This window comes from Mesorhizobium sp. 113-3-3 (assembly GCF_016756495.1).
Classification (GTDB): Bacteria; Pseudomonadota; Alphaproteobacteria; order Rhizobiales; family Rhizobiaceae; genus Mesorhizobium.
Genome location: NZ_AP023243.1, coordinates 5,629,975 through 5,645,560 on the forward strand (window position 1 = coordinate 5,629,975; position 15,586 = coordinate 5,645,560).

At 64.4% G+C, this 15,586-nt stretch carries 15 protein-coding genes; 5 read left to right on the forward strand and 10 right to left on the reverse strand.

The window, feature by feature from the left end; all coding sequences use genetic code 11:
• Window positions 1-106 precede the first annotated feature (106 nt).
• The 8 genes from JG746_RS27580 to JG746_RS27615 form a co-directional block, all read right to left on the reverse strand.
• Complete coding sequence (locus JG746_RS27580) at window positions 107-889, reverse strand: ABC transporter ATP-binding protein (RefSeq protein ID WP_183456902.1); 783 nt, start codon at window positions 887-889, stop codon at window positions 107-109.
• A gap of 10 nt (window positions 890-899) precedes the next feature.
• On the reverse strand, window positions 900-1,667 hold the full coding sequence (locus JG746_RS27585) for an ABC transporter permease (RefSeq protein WP_202355600.1): 768 nt from the start codon (window positions 1,665-1,667) through the stop codon (window positions 900-902).
• 124 nt (window positions 1,668-1,791) lie between these two features.
• Window positions 1,792-2,799, reverse strand: a complete 1,008-nt coding sequence (locus JG746_RS27590) for an ABC transporter substrate-binding protein (protein WP_202359487.1) — start codon at window positions 2,797-2,799, stop codon at window positions 1,792-1,794.
• A gap of 214 nt (window positions 2,800-3,013) precedes the next feature.
• Window positions 3,014-4,312: a hypothetical protein gene (locus JG746_RS27595; RefSeq protein WP_202355601.1), complete on the reverse strand. Its 1,299-nt coding sequence runs from the start codon at window positions 4,310-4,312 to the stop codon at window positions 3,014-3,016.
• Between the two features lie 109 nt (window positions 4,313-4,421).
• Window positions 4,422-5,153 carry a histidine utilization repressor gene (hutC, locus tag JG746_RS27600; protein ID WP_202355602.1) on the reverse strand — a complete coding sequence of 244 codons (732 nt, stop codon included), beginning with the start codon at window positions 5,151-5,153 and terminating at the stop codon, window positions 4,422-4,424.
• A 31-nt stretch (window positions 5,154-5,184) separates the two neighbouring features.
• The gene (locus JG746_RS27605; RefSeq protein ID WP_202359488.1) at window positions 5,185-6,210 is read right to left on the reverse strand and encodes a zinc-dependent alcohol dehydrogenase; all 1,026 of its coding nucleotides are present in this window, start codon (window positions 6,208-6,210) and stop codon (window positions 5,185-5,187) included.
• Window positions 6,211-6,225: 15 nt separating this feature from the next.
• Entirely contained in the window at window positions 6,226-7,548 is a 1,323-nt protein-coding gene (hisD, locus tag JG746_RS27610; RefSeq protein ID WP_202355603.1) for a histidinol dehydrogenase, read from the reverse strand.
• A 79-nt stretch (window positions 7,549-7,627) separates the two neighbouring features.
• Complete coding sequence (locus JG746_RS27615; RefSeq protein ID WP_202355604.1) at window positions 7,628-8,401, reverse strand: SDR family NAD(P)-dependent oxidoreductase; 774 nt, start codon at window positions 8,399-8,401, stop codon at window positions 7,628-7,630.
• Between the two features lie 227 nt (window positions 8,402-8,628).
• Here JG746_RS27615 and JG746_RS27620 point away from each other — a divergent pair, with 227 nt between their 5' ends.
• Both JG746_RS27620 and JG746_RS27625 read left to right on the forward strand, forming a co-directional pair.
• Window positions 8,629-9,732: a histidinol-phosphate transaminase gene (locus JG746_RS27620; protein WP_244730463.1), complete on the forward strand. Its 1,104-nt coding sequence runs from the start codon at window positions 8,629-8,631 to the stop codon at window positions 9,730-9,732.
• Between the two features lie 163 nt (window positions 9,733-9,895).
• On the forward strand, window positions 9,896-11,179 hold the full coding sequence (locus tag JG746_RS27625; RefSeq protein WP_202359489.1) for an NAD(P)/FAD-dependent oxidoreductase: 1,284 nt from the start codon (window positions 9,896-9,898) through the stop codon (window positions 11,177-11,179).
• A gap of 27 nt (window positions 11,180-11,206) precedes the next feature.
• On the opposite strand, the gene JG746_RS27630 is transcribed toward JG746_RS27625, so the two are convergent.
• Window positions 11,207-12,013: an SDR family NAD(P)-dependent oxidoreductase gene (locus JG746_RS27630; protein WP_202355606.1), complete on the reverse strand. Its 807-nt coding sequence runs from the start codon at window positions 12,011-12,013 to the stop codon at window positions 11,207-11,209.
• On the reverse strand, window positions 12,010-12,864 hold the full coding sequence (locus tag JG746_RS27635) for an NAD-dependent epimerase/dehydratase family protein (protein WP_202355607.1): 855 nt from the start codon (window positions 12,862-12,864) through the stop codon (window positions 12,010-12,012). The genes JG746_RS27630 and JG746_RS27635 overlap by 4 nt, the downstream gene beginning before the upstream one ends.
• 235 nt (window positions 12,865-13,099) lie before the next feature.
• On the opposite strand from JG746_RS27635, the gene JG746_RS27640 reads away from it, so the two are divergent.
• Genes JG746_RS27640 through JG746_RS27650 form a run of 3 tightly spaced genes read left to right on the forward strand, consistent with a single transcriptional unit; the run spans window position 13,100 to window position 15,571 of the window.
• Window positions 13,100-13,744 (forward strand): cysteine hydrolase family protein, encoded by a 645-nt coding sequence (locus tag JG746_RS27640; RefSeq protein WP_202355608.1) that lies wholly within the window; start codon window positions 13,100-13,102, stop codon window positions 13,742-13,744.
• 44 nt (window positions 13,745-13,788) lie between these two features.
• Window positions 13,789-14,337: a MarR family winged helix-turn-helix transcriptional regulator gene (locus JG746_RS27645; protein ID WP_202355609.1), complete on the forward strand. Its 549-nt coding sequence runs from the start codon at window positions 13,789-13,791 to the stop codon at window positions 14,335-14,337.
• A gap of 40 nt (window positions 14,338-14,377) precedes the next feature.
• Window positions 14,378-15,571 carry an amidohydrolase family protein gene (locus JG746_RS27650; protein WP_202355610.1) on the forward strand — a complete coding sequence of 398 codons (1,194 nt, stop codon included), beginning with the start codon at window positions 14,378-14,380 and terminating at the stop codon, window positions 15,569-15,571.
• Window positions 15,572-15,586: the final 15 nt, after the last annotated feature.

Sequence of the window (15,586 nt, forward strand, 5' to 3'; positions counted from 1 at the left end):
ACGCTGTCCTCGGCACGCAGATACAGAAATCCGGGAATCGAGATCAGCGGGATGATCGCGGTCAGCATGGCTCCCACTGGGTCAGCAACAGTTGAGTGCCCCGGGGCTACGCCATTTCGGGACGTCTTGACGCTTCGCGGATCGCCTTGTGCACGCCGCGCTGCAGATCCATGAAGGCCGGGGTTTCCATCACCTCTTCCCGGCGCGGCCGCTCGATGTCGACATTGAAGGTCTGCATGATGCGCCCCGGGCCTATCCCCATGACGACGATGCGGTCCGACAGGTAGACCGCCTCCTCCACATCATGCGTGACGAACAGGACGGTCAGCCGGTGTTCCTCCCAGATCTGGGTCAGCAGTTCCTGCATCTGGTGCCGGGTCAAGGCATCGAGCGCGCCGAAGGGCTCGTCCATCAGCAGCATCTTGGGCCGATAGGACAGGGCACGCGCAATGGCGACGCGCTGTTTCATGCCGCCCGACAGTTCGGACGGATAGCGATCGGCGCTTTGCGAAAGCTTGACGAGGTCGAGGTGCTCGAGCGCGATCTCGCGGCAGGCCGTGCGATCGTAACCGGCGGCCTTGAGGGCGAACTCGATGTTCTGCCGCGCCGTCAGCCAGGGAAGCAACGTGTAGGACTGGAAGACGACGCCACGATCGAGACCCGGCTGCAGGATCGGCGCGCCATCGATGCTGAGATCGCCGGCATCGAAATCCTGCAGTCCGGCGACGATCGACAAGAGCGTGCTCTTCCCGCAGCCCGACGTGCCGACAAGGGAGACGAATTCGTTGTCGGCAAGATCGAGGTTGATGTCGCGCAGCACCTGCGTGCGCCGCTCGCCCGTGCCGAAACTCTTGTCGAGACCGGCGATGCGCAATTTGGGAACGGTCATCGGCGGTTCCTCATTGCGAATGGCCATCCTGCCGGAACAGCACCTTTTCCAGAGCCTTCATGACCTGGTCGGTGATGAGGCCGAGCACGCCGAGCAGCAGGATGTAGCCGATGATGGTGTTGGTCTGGAAATAGCGCTGCGACACGGTGATGCGATAGCCCAGGCCGGATGTCGCCGCGACAAGTTCGGCCAGCACCAGCCAGGTCCAGGCCCAGCCGAGGCTGATGCGCAGCGTATCCCAGATGCCGGGCAAGGCGCTGGGTACGACGATGCGCGTCAGGATCTTGCGGTCCGGCAGGCCGAGCGTGCGGCCAAGGCCGATGAAATCGGCGGGAACCCGTTTCACATTGTCCATGATCATCAGCACCTGCTGGAAGAAGGTGCCGATGAAGATGATCAGGAATTTCTGCGTGTCACCGGTGCCGGCCCACAGGATGGAAAGCGGCACGAAAGCGACGACCGGCATGTAGCGGATAAAATCGACCAGCGGCTCGATGGCCGCCTCCCAGGAGCGGAAGCTGCCGATCAGCACGCCGATCGGGATCGACAGGGCCGAGGCGATGAGGAAGCCGACGGAAATGCGGTACGCCGAGGCAGTCAGGTCCACCCACAGCGTGCCGTCCGCAGCGAGCTTGGCGATCTGGGTCGCGACGCTGCCCGGCGACGGCAGGAAGATGGGCTTCACCCATTCGAGCCCGGTCGCCGCCCACCAGGCAAGGCCAAGCCCGACAAAGACGGCCACAGCGATCATCAGGAAGCGCGACCTGGCTATGGGCACGCCGATCCCCGAGGATCGGCGGCGCGTTGCCTGTTTCGTGGCCGCCTTTGGCGCGGGATGACCCAAGCCGGTTTTCGCGGGAGGCTCCGCGGGCATCTGCGTTACCACCGCGATCCGGCCTTTGTCATTGCGCCGCCTTGACGAAGGATGGGTCGATCATCTGCTCCGGCGTCACGTCCGCCTGCAGCAGCTTGGCGTTTTTGGCGGCCGCCTCGACATCGGCGAAAGTCTTGGTGGTAAAATCGCCGGTGAGCGCTGTCTTGTTTTCGGCGAGCGAGTAGTAACGCACGCCGTCGAAAGCGGTGTTGAGGTCCTTGACGTCGGAGCCGACCGCCTTGGCGATGATGGCGCGGCCCCCGGGCGTATCTGATTTGTAATCCTTGAGCGCTGCGTCCCAGCTCTTGATCATCGCCAGCACTTGGCCCGGCCGCGACTTGATCACCTCGTCACGCACCACCAGCACGTCGCTGATCAGGCCGGGATCCTCGCCGGCGGAAAACAGCAGCTTGACGTCCTTGTTCTGCGCCATGGCGACGGTGAGGTATGGTTCGTAGGTGACCGCGACCGGCACCTGACCCGCGATCAGCGCGCCGCCGGCGTCGGACGCCGGCATCGGAACGGCTTTCACATCGTCGATCGACATGCCGTTCTTGGCGAGCGCGTATTTGAGCAGGATGTCGCTCGTCGTGCCTTCCTCGAAAGCAACCTGCTTGCCCTTGAGGTCGGCGATGGAGGTGACGTCCTTGCCGGCGATGATGGCGTCAGCCGTCATCGAGACATCGAGCAGCAGCACGATCTTCACCGGCAGGCCGGCCGCCACCATGCCCATCGCCGTGTGGGTCGCGATGTTGGCGGCATCGAGCTGGCCGCTTGCGAGCGCCGCGTTGATGTCCTTGTCCTCGGCGAAATTCACGATCTGGACGTCCGGCAAGCCGTTTGCCTTGAACAGGCCCTTGGCATCGGCGACGTGCCACTGGCCGTAGCCAAGCCAGGGTTCGATGCCGATCTTGAACGGTCCGGCCTCGGGCGTGGTGGGAATGGCCGCGTCGGCCGCGCGGGCCGCGGGCGCGGCAGCGAGCCCAATGGCGGCGGCCATCATGAGCGCACGAAATTGTCCTGCTAGGTTACGCATCATCTAGTTCCCCTTGATGATCAGACCGCTTTTTTACCCAGGCATCCGGTCTGGTGAGACTGCGGGTTTCCGCTCTTGCGGCACTGTGCCTCGGCGTCTTGCCCACCACTTCATGGTTGAAGTGCAGGGATATTTCAGCGTCAGCGGAAGCGGATGTCAAGGCTAAAATACATACATGCATATACAAGTTGGCATGACTCCGTTTCCCCTGAGATCAGGCGCGTCCGGCCGCCCTTTCAGGATCGATGAAGTCGAGGAAATCCGTCACCCGATCGGCCCCCGCATCGGGTTCGCTGCCGACCATGACGGCGACTGAAAAGGCGATGAGAGAAGAGACCGGCGTGTGGCTGCGCGCGCCGGCCCGCAGATTCATGACCAGGGTCGGCGACAGGAAAAGCCCCGAGCGCAGAACCGCCCGCCAGTCTGCCGGCAGCATGCCGCGTCGGTTCAGTTCGCGCAGCAAGGGCTGCCACAAAGCGCTCGCCTTGACCTGCAGCAGGTCGCGACGGACCGCGCTCAAATCCCAGTCCGTGTCGACATGGAGCATATTTCCTTCCAGCCGCGCCTGCGCGCGAAAACTCTCCGTCGCGCTGGCCGGATCGTAGAGCCAGAATGGGTGGGCGAAGATGTTGTGGAAGGTCGCCTTCACCTCGGCCAGCAGCGTCGGGATGTGCGAGCCGGCAAAGGCCGGATCGAAGAAGGAGAGTTCCGCCTTCCCTGCCTTTTCGGTGTACCAGACATTGGCATTGTGGGCGTCGCCATGGGCGACCACGCCGCCAGCATCGGCAAGCCGATCCGGCCGCAAGCGCGCGGCCGCGGCGTCGAAAAGCTCGCCGATGCTGCTGGCGTAAGGCCGGCCGTTGATGACGAATTTCAGCCGGGAGAACCGATCCCAGTCGAGTTCCACGCCGGGAAAGATAAACGGCTTGCCGATATAGAAATCGGCCAGCCTGCCGCCCGGCGACAAACGCGTATCGGCGTCGATCAGCCGTTCATGGAACAGCCGGTGGATCGGCTCAGCCGAGACCTCCGCGACGGTCACCGGATGCAGCGTCCCGAGATAGACCTCGAGCAGCCTGGCGGACAGGTCGCGCTCGGCAAGAACCGCCTCGCGCCGCTTGCCGGCATTGTCCTCGCAATCCAGCGCGAACAGCACATCCGAAAATCGCGGATCGGTGCGGCGGCGATAGACAAGGATCTGCTCGCCGGGCTGGGCCGACATATGGACGGGCTGGTCGACCGGCAGGCCGGCAAGCGACAGGATCTCGGCTCGATAATACTCGCCGGTCATGCCCTCTTCGCGTTCCTCCTGATGGAACTTGAAGAAGTAGGCCTGGCCGTCGCTGTCGAAGAAACCATTCAGCGAATTCAGGCTGTATTTGTCGACATTGATGCGGACGTTATTGGCGGTCATGCCGAACAGATCGCCCAGCAAGGCCGCCAGCGCACGCTGCGCCTCGGCGACATCGTGCTGCGCCAGAGCGCGAATCCCAGCCGTGCGGCTCTGTGTCATCGGTCGCCCCTTTCGACCAATCCGTTCATCAAGGGTGAAAGCGCCTTTATCAATACATGTATATACATCTGTAGGAAAACCTCTGCGAGTTACCGTCGCCCTGTTGGCATCAGTTGGTCTTCGTGGGGGAATACCGGCTGCCGAGCGAATAGCGGCTGCCGGCATAGGTCAGCTTGCTGATGGTGGCGACGACCGCGCCAGTCCATGTGCGGCGGTGCAGAAACAGGCAGCAGCTGCCGAGATCGATGTTGAGATGCCGCGCCGTCTCGGCGTCGGCCGGGATGGCGGAAATGATGTGCTCGACCTCGGTCACCGGGGTCTTCTGCATGAGGTAGTCGTAAGTCGCCGTCTTCGAAAAATCCTGCTTGTCATAGTCGGGGATCAGGCTCGGATTGACGAAGCGCTCTTCCAATTGCACCGGCAGATCGTTCTCGAAATTGACGACGACCGAGTGATAGATCGAGACGCGCTTCGGGAACTCGAAGGACAAAGCGAGCTCCTTGGTCGGCATGATCGTTTCCAGCACGAGGACTTCGGAGCGATGCCTGTTGCCGCGCTCAATAATCTCGGCGGCGATGTTGTTGATCTCGATCAGGGTCGATTGCGGCCGAGGCGGCGCGATGAACGTGCCGACACCTTGCAGCCGGATCAGGAACCCCGCCGCGGTCAGTTCCCGCAAGGCCCGGTGGACCGTCATGCGCGAGACACCCAGCGAAACCACCAGCTCGTTCTCGGACGGCAGCTTGCGATCCTTGCCCCACCGGCCCGTTCCGATGTTGGTCAGGATGTAGTCCTTCACCTTCTCGTAAAGGGGGCTCGCCGTGTCGGGCAAATCGATCATGTCAAAATCCTTTCCGGCAATTTAGCGAAAATCACGCCGGCTCAACAGGTTGCCGCATGCGGATGATTGTTTTCAAGCCATCGCTTTGCCCCGCCAACAGCCGCTCATAGGCGGCCGGAATGTCGTCGAGATTGATCTCGCGATCGATCAGGGCCAGCAGCGGTTCGCTCAATTCACCCAGCATCCGCACCGCGTCAGGCAGTTCGTCGGCGAAGGCATGGCACCCCAGCAGCGCGATCTCGCGTTCGACCAGAAGGTTGGGGTCGATGTCGAGACGGCCATGGAAGATGCCGACCATCGCCACCGCGCTGCCGGAATCGAGAACGCCGAGCAACTGGGTGAATGCAGCAATGCTACCGGTCGCCTCGACGGCCGCCAGCAGTTGGGCATTGTCGGTCGCAGCGGCAATCGCAGCGCGGTCGAGGTCGACGCTTGTTGCGCCAGTCACCCGCGCCACGCGGGCAGAGCGCGCCTCGTTGCGGTCGGTGACAAGCACCGTGCCAGGGAAAGTCCGGGAGAGCAGCAGCGCGGCGAGACCACCGATCGGCCCGCAGCCGACGACAAGCACCGAACCTGCCGTCTTCGGTAGACGCCGCACCGCGTGCAGTGCCACCGCGAGCGGCTCGGCCATCGCCGCGACCCGCTCGTCAAGTGCTGCATCGACGACATGCAGCAGACGCGCGGGCAACACCGCCTGTTCAGCAAAGCCGCCGTCGCAGACTTCGCCGACGAAGCCCAGCGAAGCGCAGAGATGGCGCCTGCCGGCACGGCATTGCGCGCACTCGCCACACCAGAAACGGGAATCGGCGACCACCCTGTCGCCGACGGCGATGGTCCCGACGCCCTCGCCCACCGCGATCACCGTCCCGGTCAGCTCGTGGCCGGCCGTCGAGGGCGACCGGCTTATCCATTGGCCGGTGCGGAAATTGTGCAGGTCCGAACCGCAAATGCCGGCGGCGTCGACCCTGAGCTTCACCCAGCCGGCATCCGGAATGCCTGGCGGGGCAACGTCCTCCACCCGCAGATCGCCGGGTCCATAAAGCCGTGCCGCCTTCATCGCCATCGTCTCCGTTCAACCGGCGAGATAGCGGTCGCGGATTTCCGAGACCGCATTTTCGTGCGAGCTGAAGCCCTCGTAACGGGCGAGCCTGCGGGCATGTTTCGCCAGTTCCGGATAGGCGGCCGAGGTGACATAGCCGACCGACGAGCGCTTGACGAAATCCGTCACCGAAAGCGGCCCATAGGTCCGCGCCCAGCGGCTGGTCGGCAGCACGGCATTGGGCCCAAGGACGAAGTTGGCAAGCGTCACCGGCGTGTGCGGTCCCATCAGGATCTCGGCCGCCTCGGTGATGTGTCCAAGATGCGCGAACGGCTCCTTCGACAGGATTTCCAGATGTTCGGGCGCATAGTCGTTGATAAAGCGGTAGCTGTCTTCCAGCGACGCGGTCAGCACGATGCCGCCGCGCTTTCCGGTCAGCACCGCGCGCGAAAATTCCACGCGCTGTTCGGTCATCCGTGACCAGTGTTGCGGGAGTGCGGCGAGTGCTGCCTCGGCGACCTTGCGGCTGTGTGTCACCAGATAGGCCGAGGAATCCGGTCCGTGCTCGGCCTCGATCAAAAGATCAAGCGCGGCAAGGCCACCATCGACACTGTCATCGGCAAAGATGATGGCTTCCGACGGACCGGCCGGGAGACCGGTGTTGATGATCGAGGACAGCACACTTTTGGCCGCAACCACCCATGGGCTGCCGGGGCCGACGATCTTGAGCGCCGGCTTCACCGTTTCGGTGCCGTAGGCGACGGCGGCGACGGCCTGGGCGCCGCCGCATTTGTAGACAGTGTGCACGCCGGCGAGGCGCGCGGCGACCAGCGTCGCCGCATCCACCGAACCGTCCGATGTCGGCGGCGTCACGATCGCGATCTGCGGCACGCCGGCAATGACGGCCGGAACCGAGGTCATCATCGTCACCGACGGAAAGGCGCCCTTGCCGCGCGGCACGTAGAGCGCGACCGAGGCGATCGGCGTGTATCGGTCGCCGGCATAGGCGCCCGGCCGGACTTCCTTGAGCCACATCGTTTCGGGCTTCTGCTCCTCATGGAAGCGCCGGATGTTGTCGATGCCGAAGCCGATGCTTTCCACGACATCCTTCTCGACCCTGTCGAAGGCCGCCTCGAACTCGGCTTCCGAGACTTTCAGCCCGCCTTCGGCGACATTGGCCTTGTCGAGTTCCCTGGCAAAGCGGACCAGCGCGGCGTCGCCCTCATCCTTCACGGCCTGGATGATCGGGCGGACCTTTTCGACGAAATCCGACAGATCGCCCTCGGCGCGTTTCAGCAAGCCGGCTCGCTGGTTGGCGTCGAGCGATGACAGATCGTGGAAGCTGATGTCGGACATGGATATTCCTCTTTGTTGGAACGTAATGTGCCGGCCGGTCACATTGCGGAAGACTTTGATTTCGAGCCTGTGGCGAGCCTCAAATCGATGCCAGGAACCCGCCATCCACCGGAATGGACTGGCCGGTGATGTAAGCCGCCGCATCCGAGGCAAGGAAGACGGCGACGCCGTGCAGGTCACCGAGATCGCCGAAACGGTGCTGCGGGATCTTGGCGAGCATGGACTGCTGCCATGCCTCGTCGCTGTAGAACACATCGGTCATCGCCGTCCTGAAGTAACCCGGGGCGATGGCGTTGACCCTGATGCCAAGCCCCGCCCACTCCGCCGCCAGCGCCCGTGTCATGCCGAGCAGGCCAGACTTCGACGAGCCGTAGGGCACAGCGGTGGGAATGCCGACTTCCGACGTCAGCGAGCAGAGATTGATGATGGCGCCGCCACGCCCCGCGTCGCGCATCTGGCTTGCCGCGGCCTGGGCGCAGAAGAACGCCCCCTTGAGATTGGTGTCGACGATCCGGTCCCACAGCGCCTCGTCGACGTCGAGCGAGGGCCTGACCTCTTCCATTCCGGCATTGTTGACGAGGATGTCGAGACCGCCAAGCAGGCCGGCTGCCTCGGCGGTGGCTGTCCGGCAGCGGCCGACATCGGTGACGTCGAGGGCAATCGCATGCGCAACACCGCCGGCGGCACGGATCGCCGCTGTCGTCTCCTCCAGCGACGCCAGGCTACGCGCGGTGATCGCGACGTCGGCGCCGGCCGCGCTTAGCGCCTCGGCGATGCTGCGGCCGATGCCGCGGCTGGCGCCGGTGACAAGCGCCTTCCTGCCGGCAAGATCGAACAGAGAAGCATTGCGCATGTGATCCTCCTTGCCGGTGCCGAGCTTCCTCTTCCACGGCGAGACTATCAGATCAAGTTACATATACAAGCATATACAAACCGTTTCGGCTACGCTACTCCTCAACAAAATTCGCGGCACCGGCGTGCCTGTCGGTGACCTGGCGCGCCCGTGGACGATGCAGCGAAACCCGGTGTTTGAGAACCCGGTCGATGACGGGAGTCGACCGGCAGCAGAGGAGCCCGCCCGTGTCGAAAGCCGCAAATATAGTCCGAACCGAAGTCATGCGCCTGTCGCCTTACAATTCCGGGCTGACCATCGCCGAGGTCATGCAGCGATATGCTCCAGCCAGGATCGCCAAGCTGGGCTCGAATGAAAACCCGCTTGGTCCGAGCCCGACGCTCGCCACGATGATGCAGGCCGGCGCCGAGATGTTCCGGCTCTATCCAGACCCCGCCGGACGCGCACTGCGCCAGGCGATCGCCGCCAAATATGAATTCAGCGAGGATCAAATCATCCTCGGCAATGGGTCGGAGGACCTTCTTTCCGTTATCAGCCGTGCCGTGTTGCGGCCTGGCGATACAGTCGCCACGCTCTATCCGTCGTTTCCGTTGCACGAGGACTACGCGACGCTGATGGGCGCGAGCATCAACCGTGTCGCCGTCAATGACGATCTTACCATCAATGTCGACGCCCTGATCGAGGCGGTGCACGAGCGCCCGCGCATGCTGCTGTTCTCCAACCCGACGAACCCGGTCGGCAGTTGGCTGTCCGCCGGCGATTTATCGAGGGTTCTGGACGCGGTTAGCGACGAGACGCTGATTGTCGTCGACGAAGCCTATGCCGAATATGCCGAGGGCGACGACTATGCCTCGGCGTTGCCTGACCTCGGCAAACGCGACCAGCCCTGGATCGTGCTGCGGACATTTTCCAAGGCGTTCGGACTTGCCGGATTGCGGATCGGCTTCGGCATCGTCGGTGACCCGGAATTGCGCGGGCTGCTCGACAGGGTGCGCACGCCCTTCAACGCCAATGGCATGGCGCAGGCGGCCGCGCTGGCGGCGCTGGCCGACGAGGAACACCTTGCAAGGGTCGTCGCGCTGGCCAAGGCGGAAAGAACAAGTGTCGAGAATTTCCTCAGGAGCAAGGGCGTCGAAGTTGCCGCTTCGCGAGGCAATTTCCTGTTCTTCAACTGCCGGCAAAATGCCAGCACGTTCGCCGAGGGCCTGTTGCGCGAAGGCGTCATCGTAAAACCCTGGAAGCAGGACGGTTTTGACAGCTACGTGCGCGTCAGCATCGGCTCGCCTGCGGAGAACGACCACTTCATGGCGGCGCTGTCGCAGCAGTTGTGATTTCCCGAAAGCCATGCTGAATTGACTGGTGCGCCCGGCACGATATTCGAGGGTCTGCCGTTCCCTCTTGAGTTTCTCGCAGGTGGTACATCGCCTTTCGTCCAATGCTTCCACCCAGCCTCTCTGACCTGCGTCCCTATCGGTCACTTTGACGATGTCCAATATGCTCGAAAGCAGCCCACCCCGGAGCCTCTACCGCGAAACGGCCGGGGGCACCGGCAAATACCCCGCCCTTGCCGGCGCGCAGCGGGCAAGGGTCGCCATTGTCGGCGGCGGCTTCACCGGCCTTTCCACCGCTCTGCACCTGGCGGAAGCCGGCGACGACGTTGCCGTGCTCGAAGCCCAACAGCCGGGTTGGGGCGCTTCGGGCAGGAATGGCGGCCAGGTCAATCCCGGCCTCAAATACGATCCCGACACGATCGAAGCGATGTACGGCCCTGAGCTCGGGCCGCGGATGATCGATTTCTCCTATGGCGCGCCGGATTTCACCTATGGCTTGATCAAGCGCCTGTCGATCGCCTGCGATGCGCGGCAGAACGGCACCATACGCGCGGCGATCCGGCCGAAGCCGGAAGCCGCGGTGCGGGCCACGGCCGCGCAATGCGAGCGGAGGGGAATGCCGGTCAGCGTGCTGGACGCGCAGGCGATGGCGGCGCGTACCGGAACGGACAGATACATAGCCGGCCTGTTCGACGCCCGTGGCGGTGACCTCCACCCCCTGAAATACAGCCTTGGCCTGGCAGAAGCCGCGCGGAGCGCCGGCGCGCGGATATTCGGCGGCAGCGAAGTCGTCGCGCTGAAGCGGGAGGCTGGCCGATGGGTCCTCAAAACCGCGAACGGCTCTGTCAGCGCCGAGAAGGTGCTTGTCGCGACCAACGGTTACACCGGCTCCCTGTGGCCAGGCCTGGAGCGGTCGCTGGTTCCGGTGTTCAGCGCGATCGCGGCGACCGAGCCGCTTCCGCCGGCGGCCGCGGGCCAAATTCTCCCCGACAGGCCCGTCCTCTACGAAGCCGGCAACATCACGGTGTACTACCGTGTCGACGCCGAGAGGCGTCTTCTCATGGGCGGCCGGGGACCGATGAAGCCCATCGGCGACGCGTCCGCCATCCGCTACCTCACCGACTATGCGCTGCGGCTGTGGCCGGCGCTCGAGGGAATACGCTGGACGCATGGCTGGAACGGCCGGGTTGCGATCACCAAGGACCATCTTCTGCACATCCACGAGCCGGAAGACGGCGTGCTGATCTGCCTTGGCTACAATGGCCGTGGCATCGCCATGGCCTCGGCGATGGGCGCTGCCCTGGCGCAACGCCTGCGCGGCGACGAGACGTCGCCGTTCCCCATGCCGATATCGCCGCTCAAGCCAATCCGGTTTCACCGCTTCTGGCCTATCGGGGTGAAAGCGGCGATCCTTTCGGGGCGGCTGAAGGACCGTTTCGGCCTCTGACGCGAAGGGCTCGCCCGGCCTGTTCTCTTATCGATATTTCGGAAACGTGTTGCCGGCCGGCGCGTTGGCCCAGCTCTGCAAGGTCTGGCCGCCGTCGATCAGCCAGTCGACGCCGGTGACGTGCCTTGCCTCATCCGAGGCGAGGAAGGCCACGGCGGCCGCGACATCGTCCGGCTGGCCGACGCGGCGCAGCGGGATGCGGTCGGCGAAATGCTGGACGCTGCTCTTGAAATCGCCGTCGCCGGAGGCCGGCACGCCGAGCGTCGTCTCGATCACACCGGGGCAGATGGCATTGACGCGGATGCCATAGGGCGCGGCATCGAGTGCGGCGACCCGCGTCAGCCCGACCACGCCATGCTTCGAGGCGACATAGCCGGCACCGCCGGTAAGCACATCCCAGCCCGCCATGGACGATCCCATATTGACGATCGAGCCGCCAGTCCCGGCCTTGATCATCGCTTGGAGCGACGCCTGCAGGACGAGGAAGATGCCGCGCAGATTGATGCGAATGATGGTGTCCCAATCCTCGACAGGCAATTCGTGCACGGGAGCAACGACGCCGGAAATGCCGGCATTGTTGAAGACCACATCGAGCCCGCCCAATGTCTCGACTGTGGTTTCGACGGCGCCGCGCACATCCGTCTCGTTGGTGACGTCGGCTTCGATGGCGATGGTGTTGTCGCCGAGAGAGCCAGCGAGTTCCCGGGCGGCAGCCCCGTTGCGATCGACGATGGCGACCCGCGCGCCCTCATCGAGGAAGCGCCGGACCGCGGCGCTGCCGATGGCGCCGGCGCCGCCGGTGACAAGAATCCTCTTCTGGTCGAACCGCTTCATCCCTCGGTCTCCGGCTTTGGGTAGGAACGCCATGAATGCTCCGGCGCGAAGCCGAGCGTCTGGCGCGCATGGACCGTGTCCAGCACGGAGCTGAAGCCAGCGATCGGCCGGGACAGTGCGACGCCTGGATAGGCGCGGCGCACCAGCGCCTCGGTCTCCTCCTCTATGAAGGTGTCGGCGGCGCTGAGCAGGACGCGCAGATGACCGTCGCCTTGCCATTCCATTGCCCGCAGGAAACCCTGCCCGGCGTCGCGCGCGTCGAGATAGGCCCACAGGTCGCGGGCGCTGTCGGCGGTGGCGCGGCGCGGGCCGACGCCGGCGAAGAAGGATTGCGGGGTCTGTATCCAGGGCATGCGGATGCTGACCGCCGAGAAGGCGCCGCGGCGCACCGCCGCGTCGACGATTTCCTCACCCAGCCATTTCGACAGGCCGTACGGATCCTGCGCGCCGACCGGGTGGTTCATGTCGACCGGCAGGTAGGGCGGAATGACCGTCTTCTCGAAGAAAGGATAGCCGAAGACGCTGAAGGACGAGGCATAGACGAAGCGCCCGATACCGGCCATGGCAGCAGCCTCGACGACATTGTAGGCGGTCGCGACATTGGTGTTGAACACCTCGCCGCCGGCACGCCCGGTCGGCCGCGGAATGGCCGCGACATGCACGACGGCATCGCAATCGCGCACCAACTGCAGGGTCGACCCAAGATCCGTCAGGTCGGCGGTGGCGTGCCGCCATGCACCCCCGGGCGGCGCCACGGTATCGATGCCCAGCACATCATAGCCGGCGGCAAGCAGAGCCTCCGCCACATGACGGCCAAGCAGGCCACTGGCGCCGGTGACGATCGTCTTCATATCACGGCCCTCGGCTCGGTAAGTTCAACGGCTCGAATATCATTGATGGTCATACAAATCGAGCACATGGTTGCCACCCCTTGTCAAGGCCATATCGCGCCGGACAAATAGCGCATACGCTTCTCGCAGCGGCGTGCGCAAGCCCGCTGACTACTGCTTAGCGCCGGACGGGATTGACTTGGCACCCGCCAGGGTTTTTTGTATGAGCATCAACGATCGACCAAAGGAGTCCGCCATGGCCGTGGACGTTTTTTCCTCACATCGGCACGATGACGCGATGCGCCTTGATCCGAAGCGTGCAGCCATTGTCGTCATCGACATGGTCAACGAATTCTGCAAACCGGGCGGGGCCATGGTGCTGCCTGGATATGAGACGCTGGTCGGGCCGCAACTGGCCGTCATCGAGGCGGCGCGCGCAGGCGGCGTGCCGGTGATCTGGGTTCACGACGCGCACCGGCCGGGCATGCGCCGCGAGCGCGAATGGGTGAAGCGTACGCCACACTGCCTGGAAGGCAGCTGGGGACCGGAGATCATCGAAGATCTTGGCGCCCGCGATGACGAGATCCACGTCATCAAGCGGCGCTATTCGGCCTTCTTCCAGACCGACCTCGACCTGACACTGAAGGACATGCAGATCGACCAGTTGGTCATCTTCGGCGTGGTCACCAACATCTGCGTGCGATCGACTGTCCACGACGCGTTTTTCCAGGGCTATGAAGTGGTGGTGCCGAGCGATTGCTGCGCGGCGACCGGACCGCGCGAACAGGAAAGCTCGCTCTACGATATAGCGACGCATTTCGGCGTGGTCAGCGATTCGGCTGATGTCGTCGCGGCGCTTCGCGATGGGGCGTCGCTGCAACCGATCGAAGTCGCGGCTTGAACCATTCAGGGCCCGGCGTGCGACACAGGCAACAGGAGTCCGGTTTGACGACCGAAAAGAAATCCAAGAAAAGCGCGACGGCGAAGCAGCCGGACGGCAATGCGGAACCATTGAGCCGCGAGCAGGTGCTGGAGCGCTACGCCGAGACCGGATACGCGTTGGACCTGCACCCGGCGCATATCATCCGCAAGGCACATCAGCGCGCGACGCTGCGTTTCCAGCAGGTCATGGCCGGCGAGGACCTGTCGCCGACCCAGTTCGCGGCCCTTGCCACGATCCTCAAGCATGGCGAGGTCTCGCAGAACCATCTCGGCCGGCTGACGGCGATGGATCCGTCGACCATCAGCATCGTCATGCGCAAGCTGCTCAAGCACGGGCTGATCACGCGCAGCGCTTCCGACACCGACCAGCGCCTGTCGATGATCGCGCTGACCGAAAAAGGCACCGAATACACGCTCGAGCGGCTCGCGCGCAGCGTGGAGGTCGGACGCCGCTTTCTGTCGCCGCTGTCACCCGCCGAGCAGACGACGCTGCTGCGCCTGCTCAAGCGCATCAATGACGACGATCCATCGAATGGCGACGGCGGCAAGTAAGCCGCGCCAAGACCTTCCAGATCAGCAGAAATGAGAACCAATGCCCTCCGACCCCAAGTCGTCTGCCAACACGCTCGTCATCCGCAATATCGGACTGCTGCTGAGCGGTGACCTCGGCCAGCCGATCCTGGATGCCGATACCATCGCCGTGGCGGAGGGACGCATTACGGGCATTGGCAAGGCAGGCGACGTCGACGGCGGCGATGCGGCGACGATCATCGATGCGATGGGCTGCGCTGTGGCGCCGGGGCTCATCGACAACCATGTCCATCCGGTAGCCGGCGACTGGACGCCGCGGCAGAACCAGATCGGCTGGATGGATTCGACCGTGCATGGCGGCGTCACGTCGATCATTTCGGCGGGTGAGGTCCACACGCCGGGCCGGCCGCGCGACCTGGTCGGGCTGAAGGCGTTGGCGATCGCGGCGCAGCGGACTTTTTCCAACTTCCGGCCCAACGGCATGAAGATCCTGGCCGGCGCCCCCATCCTGGAACACGGCCTGGTCGAGGATGACTTCCGGTACCTCGCCGAAGCCGGCGTGACACTCATCGGCGAGGTCGGACTTGGCGGCGTCAAGGATGGTCCGACCGGCCGGCAGATGATCGCCTGGGCGCGCAAATACGGCATGACCTCGATGACCCATACGGGCGGCCCTTCCCTGCCCGGCTCCGGCCGCATCGGCGCCGATGTGGTGCTGGAGGTCGACGCCGACATCGTCGCCCACGTCAATGGCGGACCGACGGCACTTCCCGAAGCCGAGATCCGGCAGATCTGCGAAAACGGCTCGCGTGCGCTGGAAATCGTCCATAACGGCAATCTGCGCACCGGCTTGTTCGTGCTCGACCTGGCCAGGCAGCGCGGCGAGCTTTCACGCGTCATCCTCGGCACCGACAGCCCGGCCGGGTCCGGCGTGCAGCCGCTCGGCATCCTGAGGACGCTGACCATGCTGGCGTCGCTGGGCGGCATTGCGCCGGAAGTGGCGTTCTGTCTCGCCAGCGGCAACACGGCGCGCGTGCGCGGCCTGACCGACCGTGGCATCATCGACGTCGGCCGCGCCGCCGACCTGATCTTCATCGATCAGGCGATCGGCGGCGCCGGTGACGGACTGCTTGACAGTGTCTCGCTTGGCAATCTGCCGGGCATCGGCATGGTCGTCATCGACGGCGAGGTGCGGACCGGCCGCAGCCGCAACACCCCGCCGGCCATGCGCGTGCCGGAGGTCAGGGCCGCGTAGCGGCCTTCGCTGGCA

Coding starts and splice junctions, on each gene's coding strand:
- JG746_RS27580 (WP_183456902.1), bottom strand. CDS start 889: ATGACCGTTCCCAAATTGCGCATCGCCGGTCTCGACAAGAGTTTCGGC.
- JG746_RS27590 (WP_202359487.1), bottom strand. CDS start 2,799: ATGCGTAACCTAGCAGGACAATTTCGTGCGCTCATGATGGCCGCCGCC.
- JG746_RS27595 (WP_202355601.1), bottom strand. CDS start 4,312: ATGACACAGAGCCGCACGGCTGGGATTCGCGCTCTGGCGCAGCACGAT.
- hutC (WP_202355602.1), bottom strand. CDS start 5,153: ATGATCGATTTGCCCGACACGGCGAGCCCCCTTTACGAGAAGGTGAAG.
- JG746_RS27605 (WP_202359488.1), bottom strand. CDS start 6,210: ATGAAGGCGGCACGGCTTTATGGACCCGGCGATCTGCGGGTGGAGGAC.
- hisD (WP_202355603.1), bottom strand. CDS start 7,548: ATGTCCGACATCAGCTTCCACGATCTGTCATCGCTCGACGCCAACCAG.
- JG746_RS27615 (WP_202355604.1), bottom strand. CDS start 8,401: ATGCGCAATGCTTCTCTGTTCGATCTTGCCGGCAGGAAGGCGCTTGTC.
- JG746_RS27625 (WP_202359489.1), top strand. CDS start 9,896: ATGCTCGAAAGCAGCCCACCCCGGAGCCTCTACCGCGAAACGGCCGGG.
- JG746_RS27630 (WP_202355606.1), bottom strand. CDS start 12,013: ATGAAGCGGTTCGACCAGAAGAGGATTCTTGTCACCGGCGGCGCCGGC.
- JG746_RS27635 (WP_202355607.1), bottom strand. CDS start 12,864: ATGAAGACGATCGTCACCGGCGCCAGTGGCCTGCTTGGCCGTCATGTG.
- JG746_RS27640 (WP_202355608.1), top strand. CDS start 13,100: ATGGCCGTGGACGTTTTTTCCTCACATCGGCACGATGACGCGATGCGC.
- JG746_RS27650 (WP_202355610.1), top strand. CDS start 14,378: ATGCCCTCCGACCCCAAGTCGTCTGCCAACACGCTCGTCATCCGCAAT.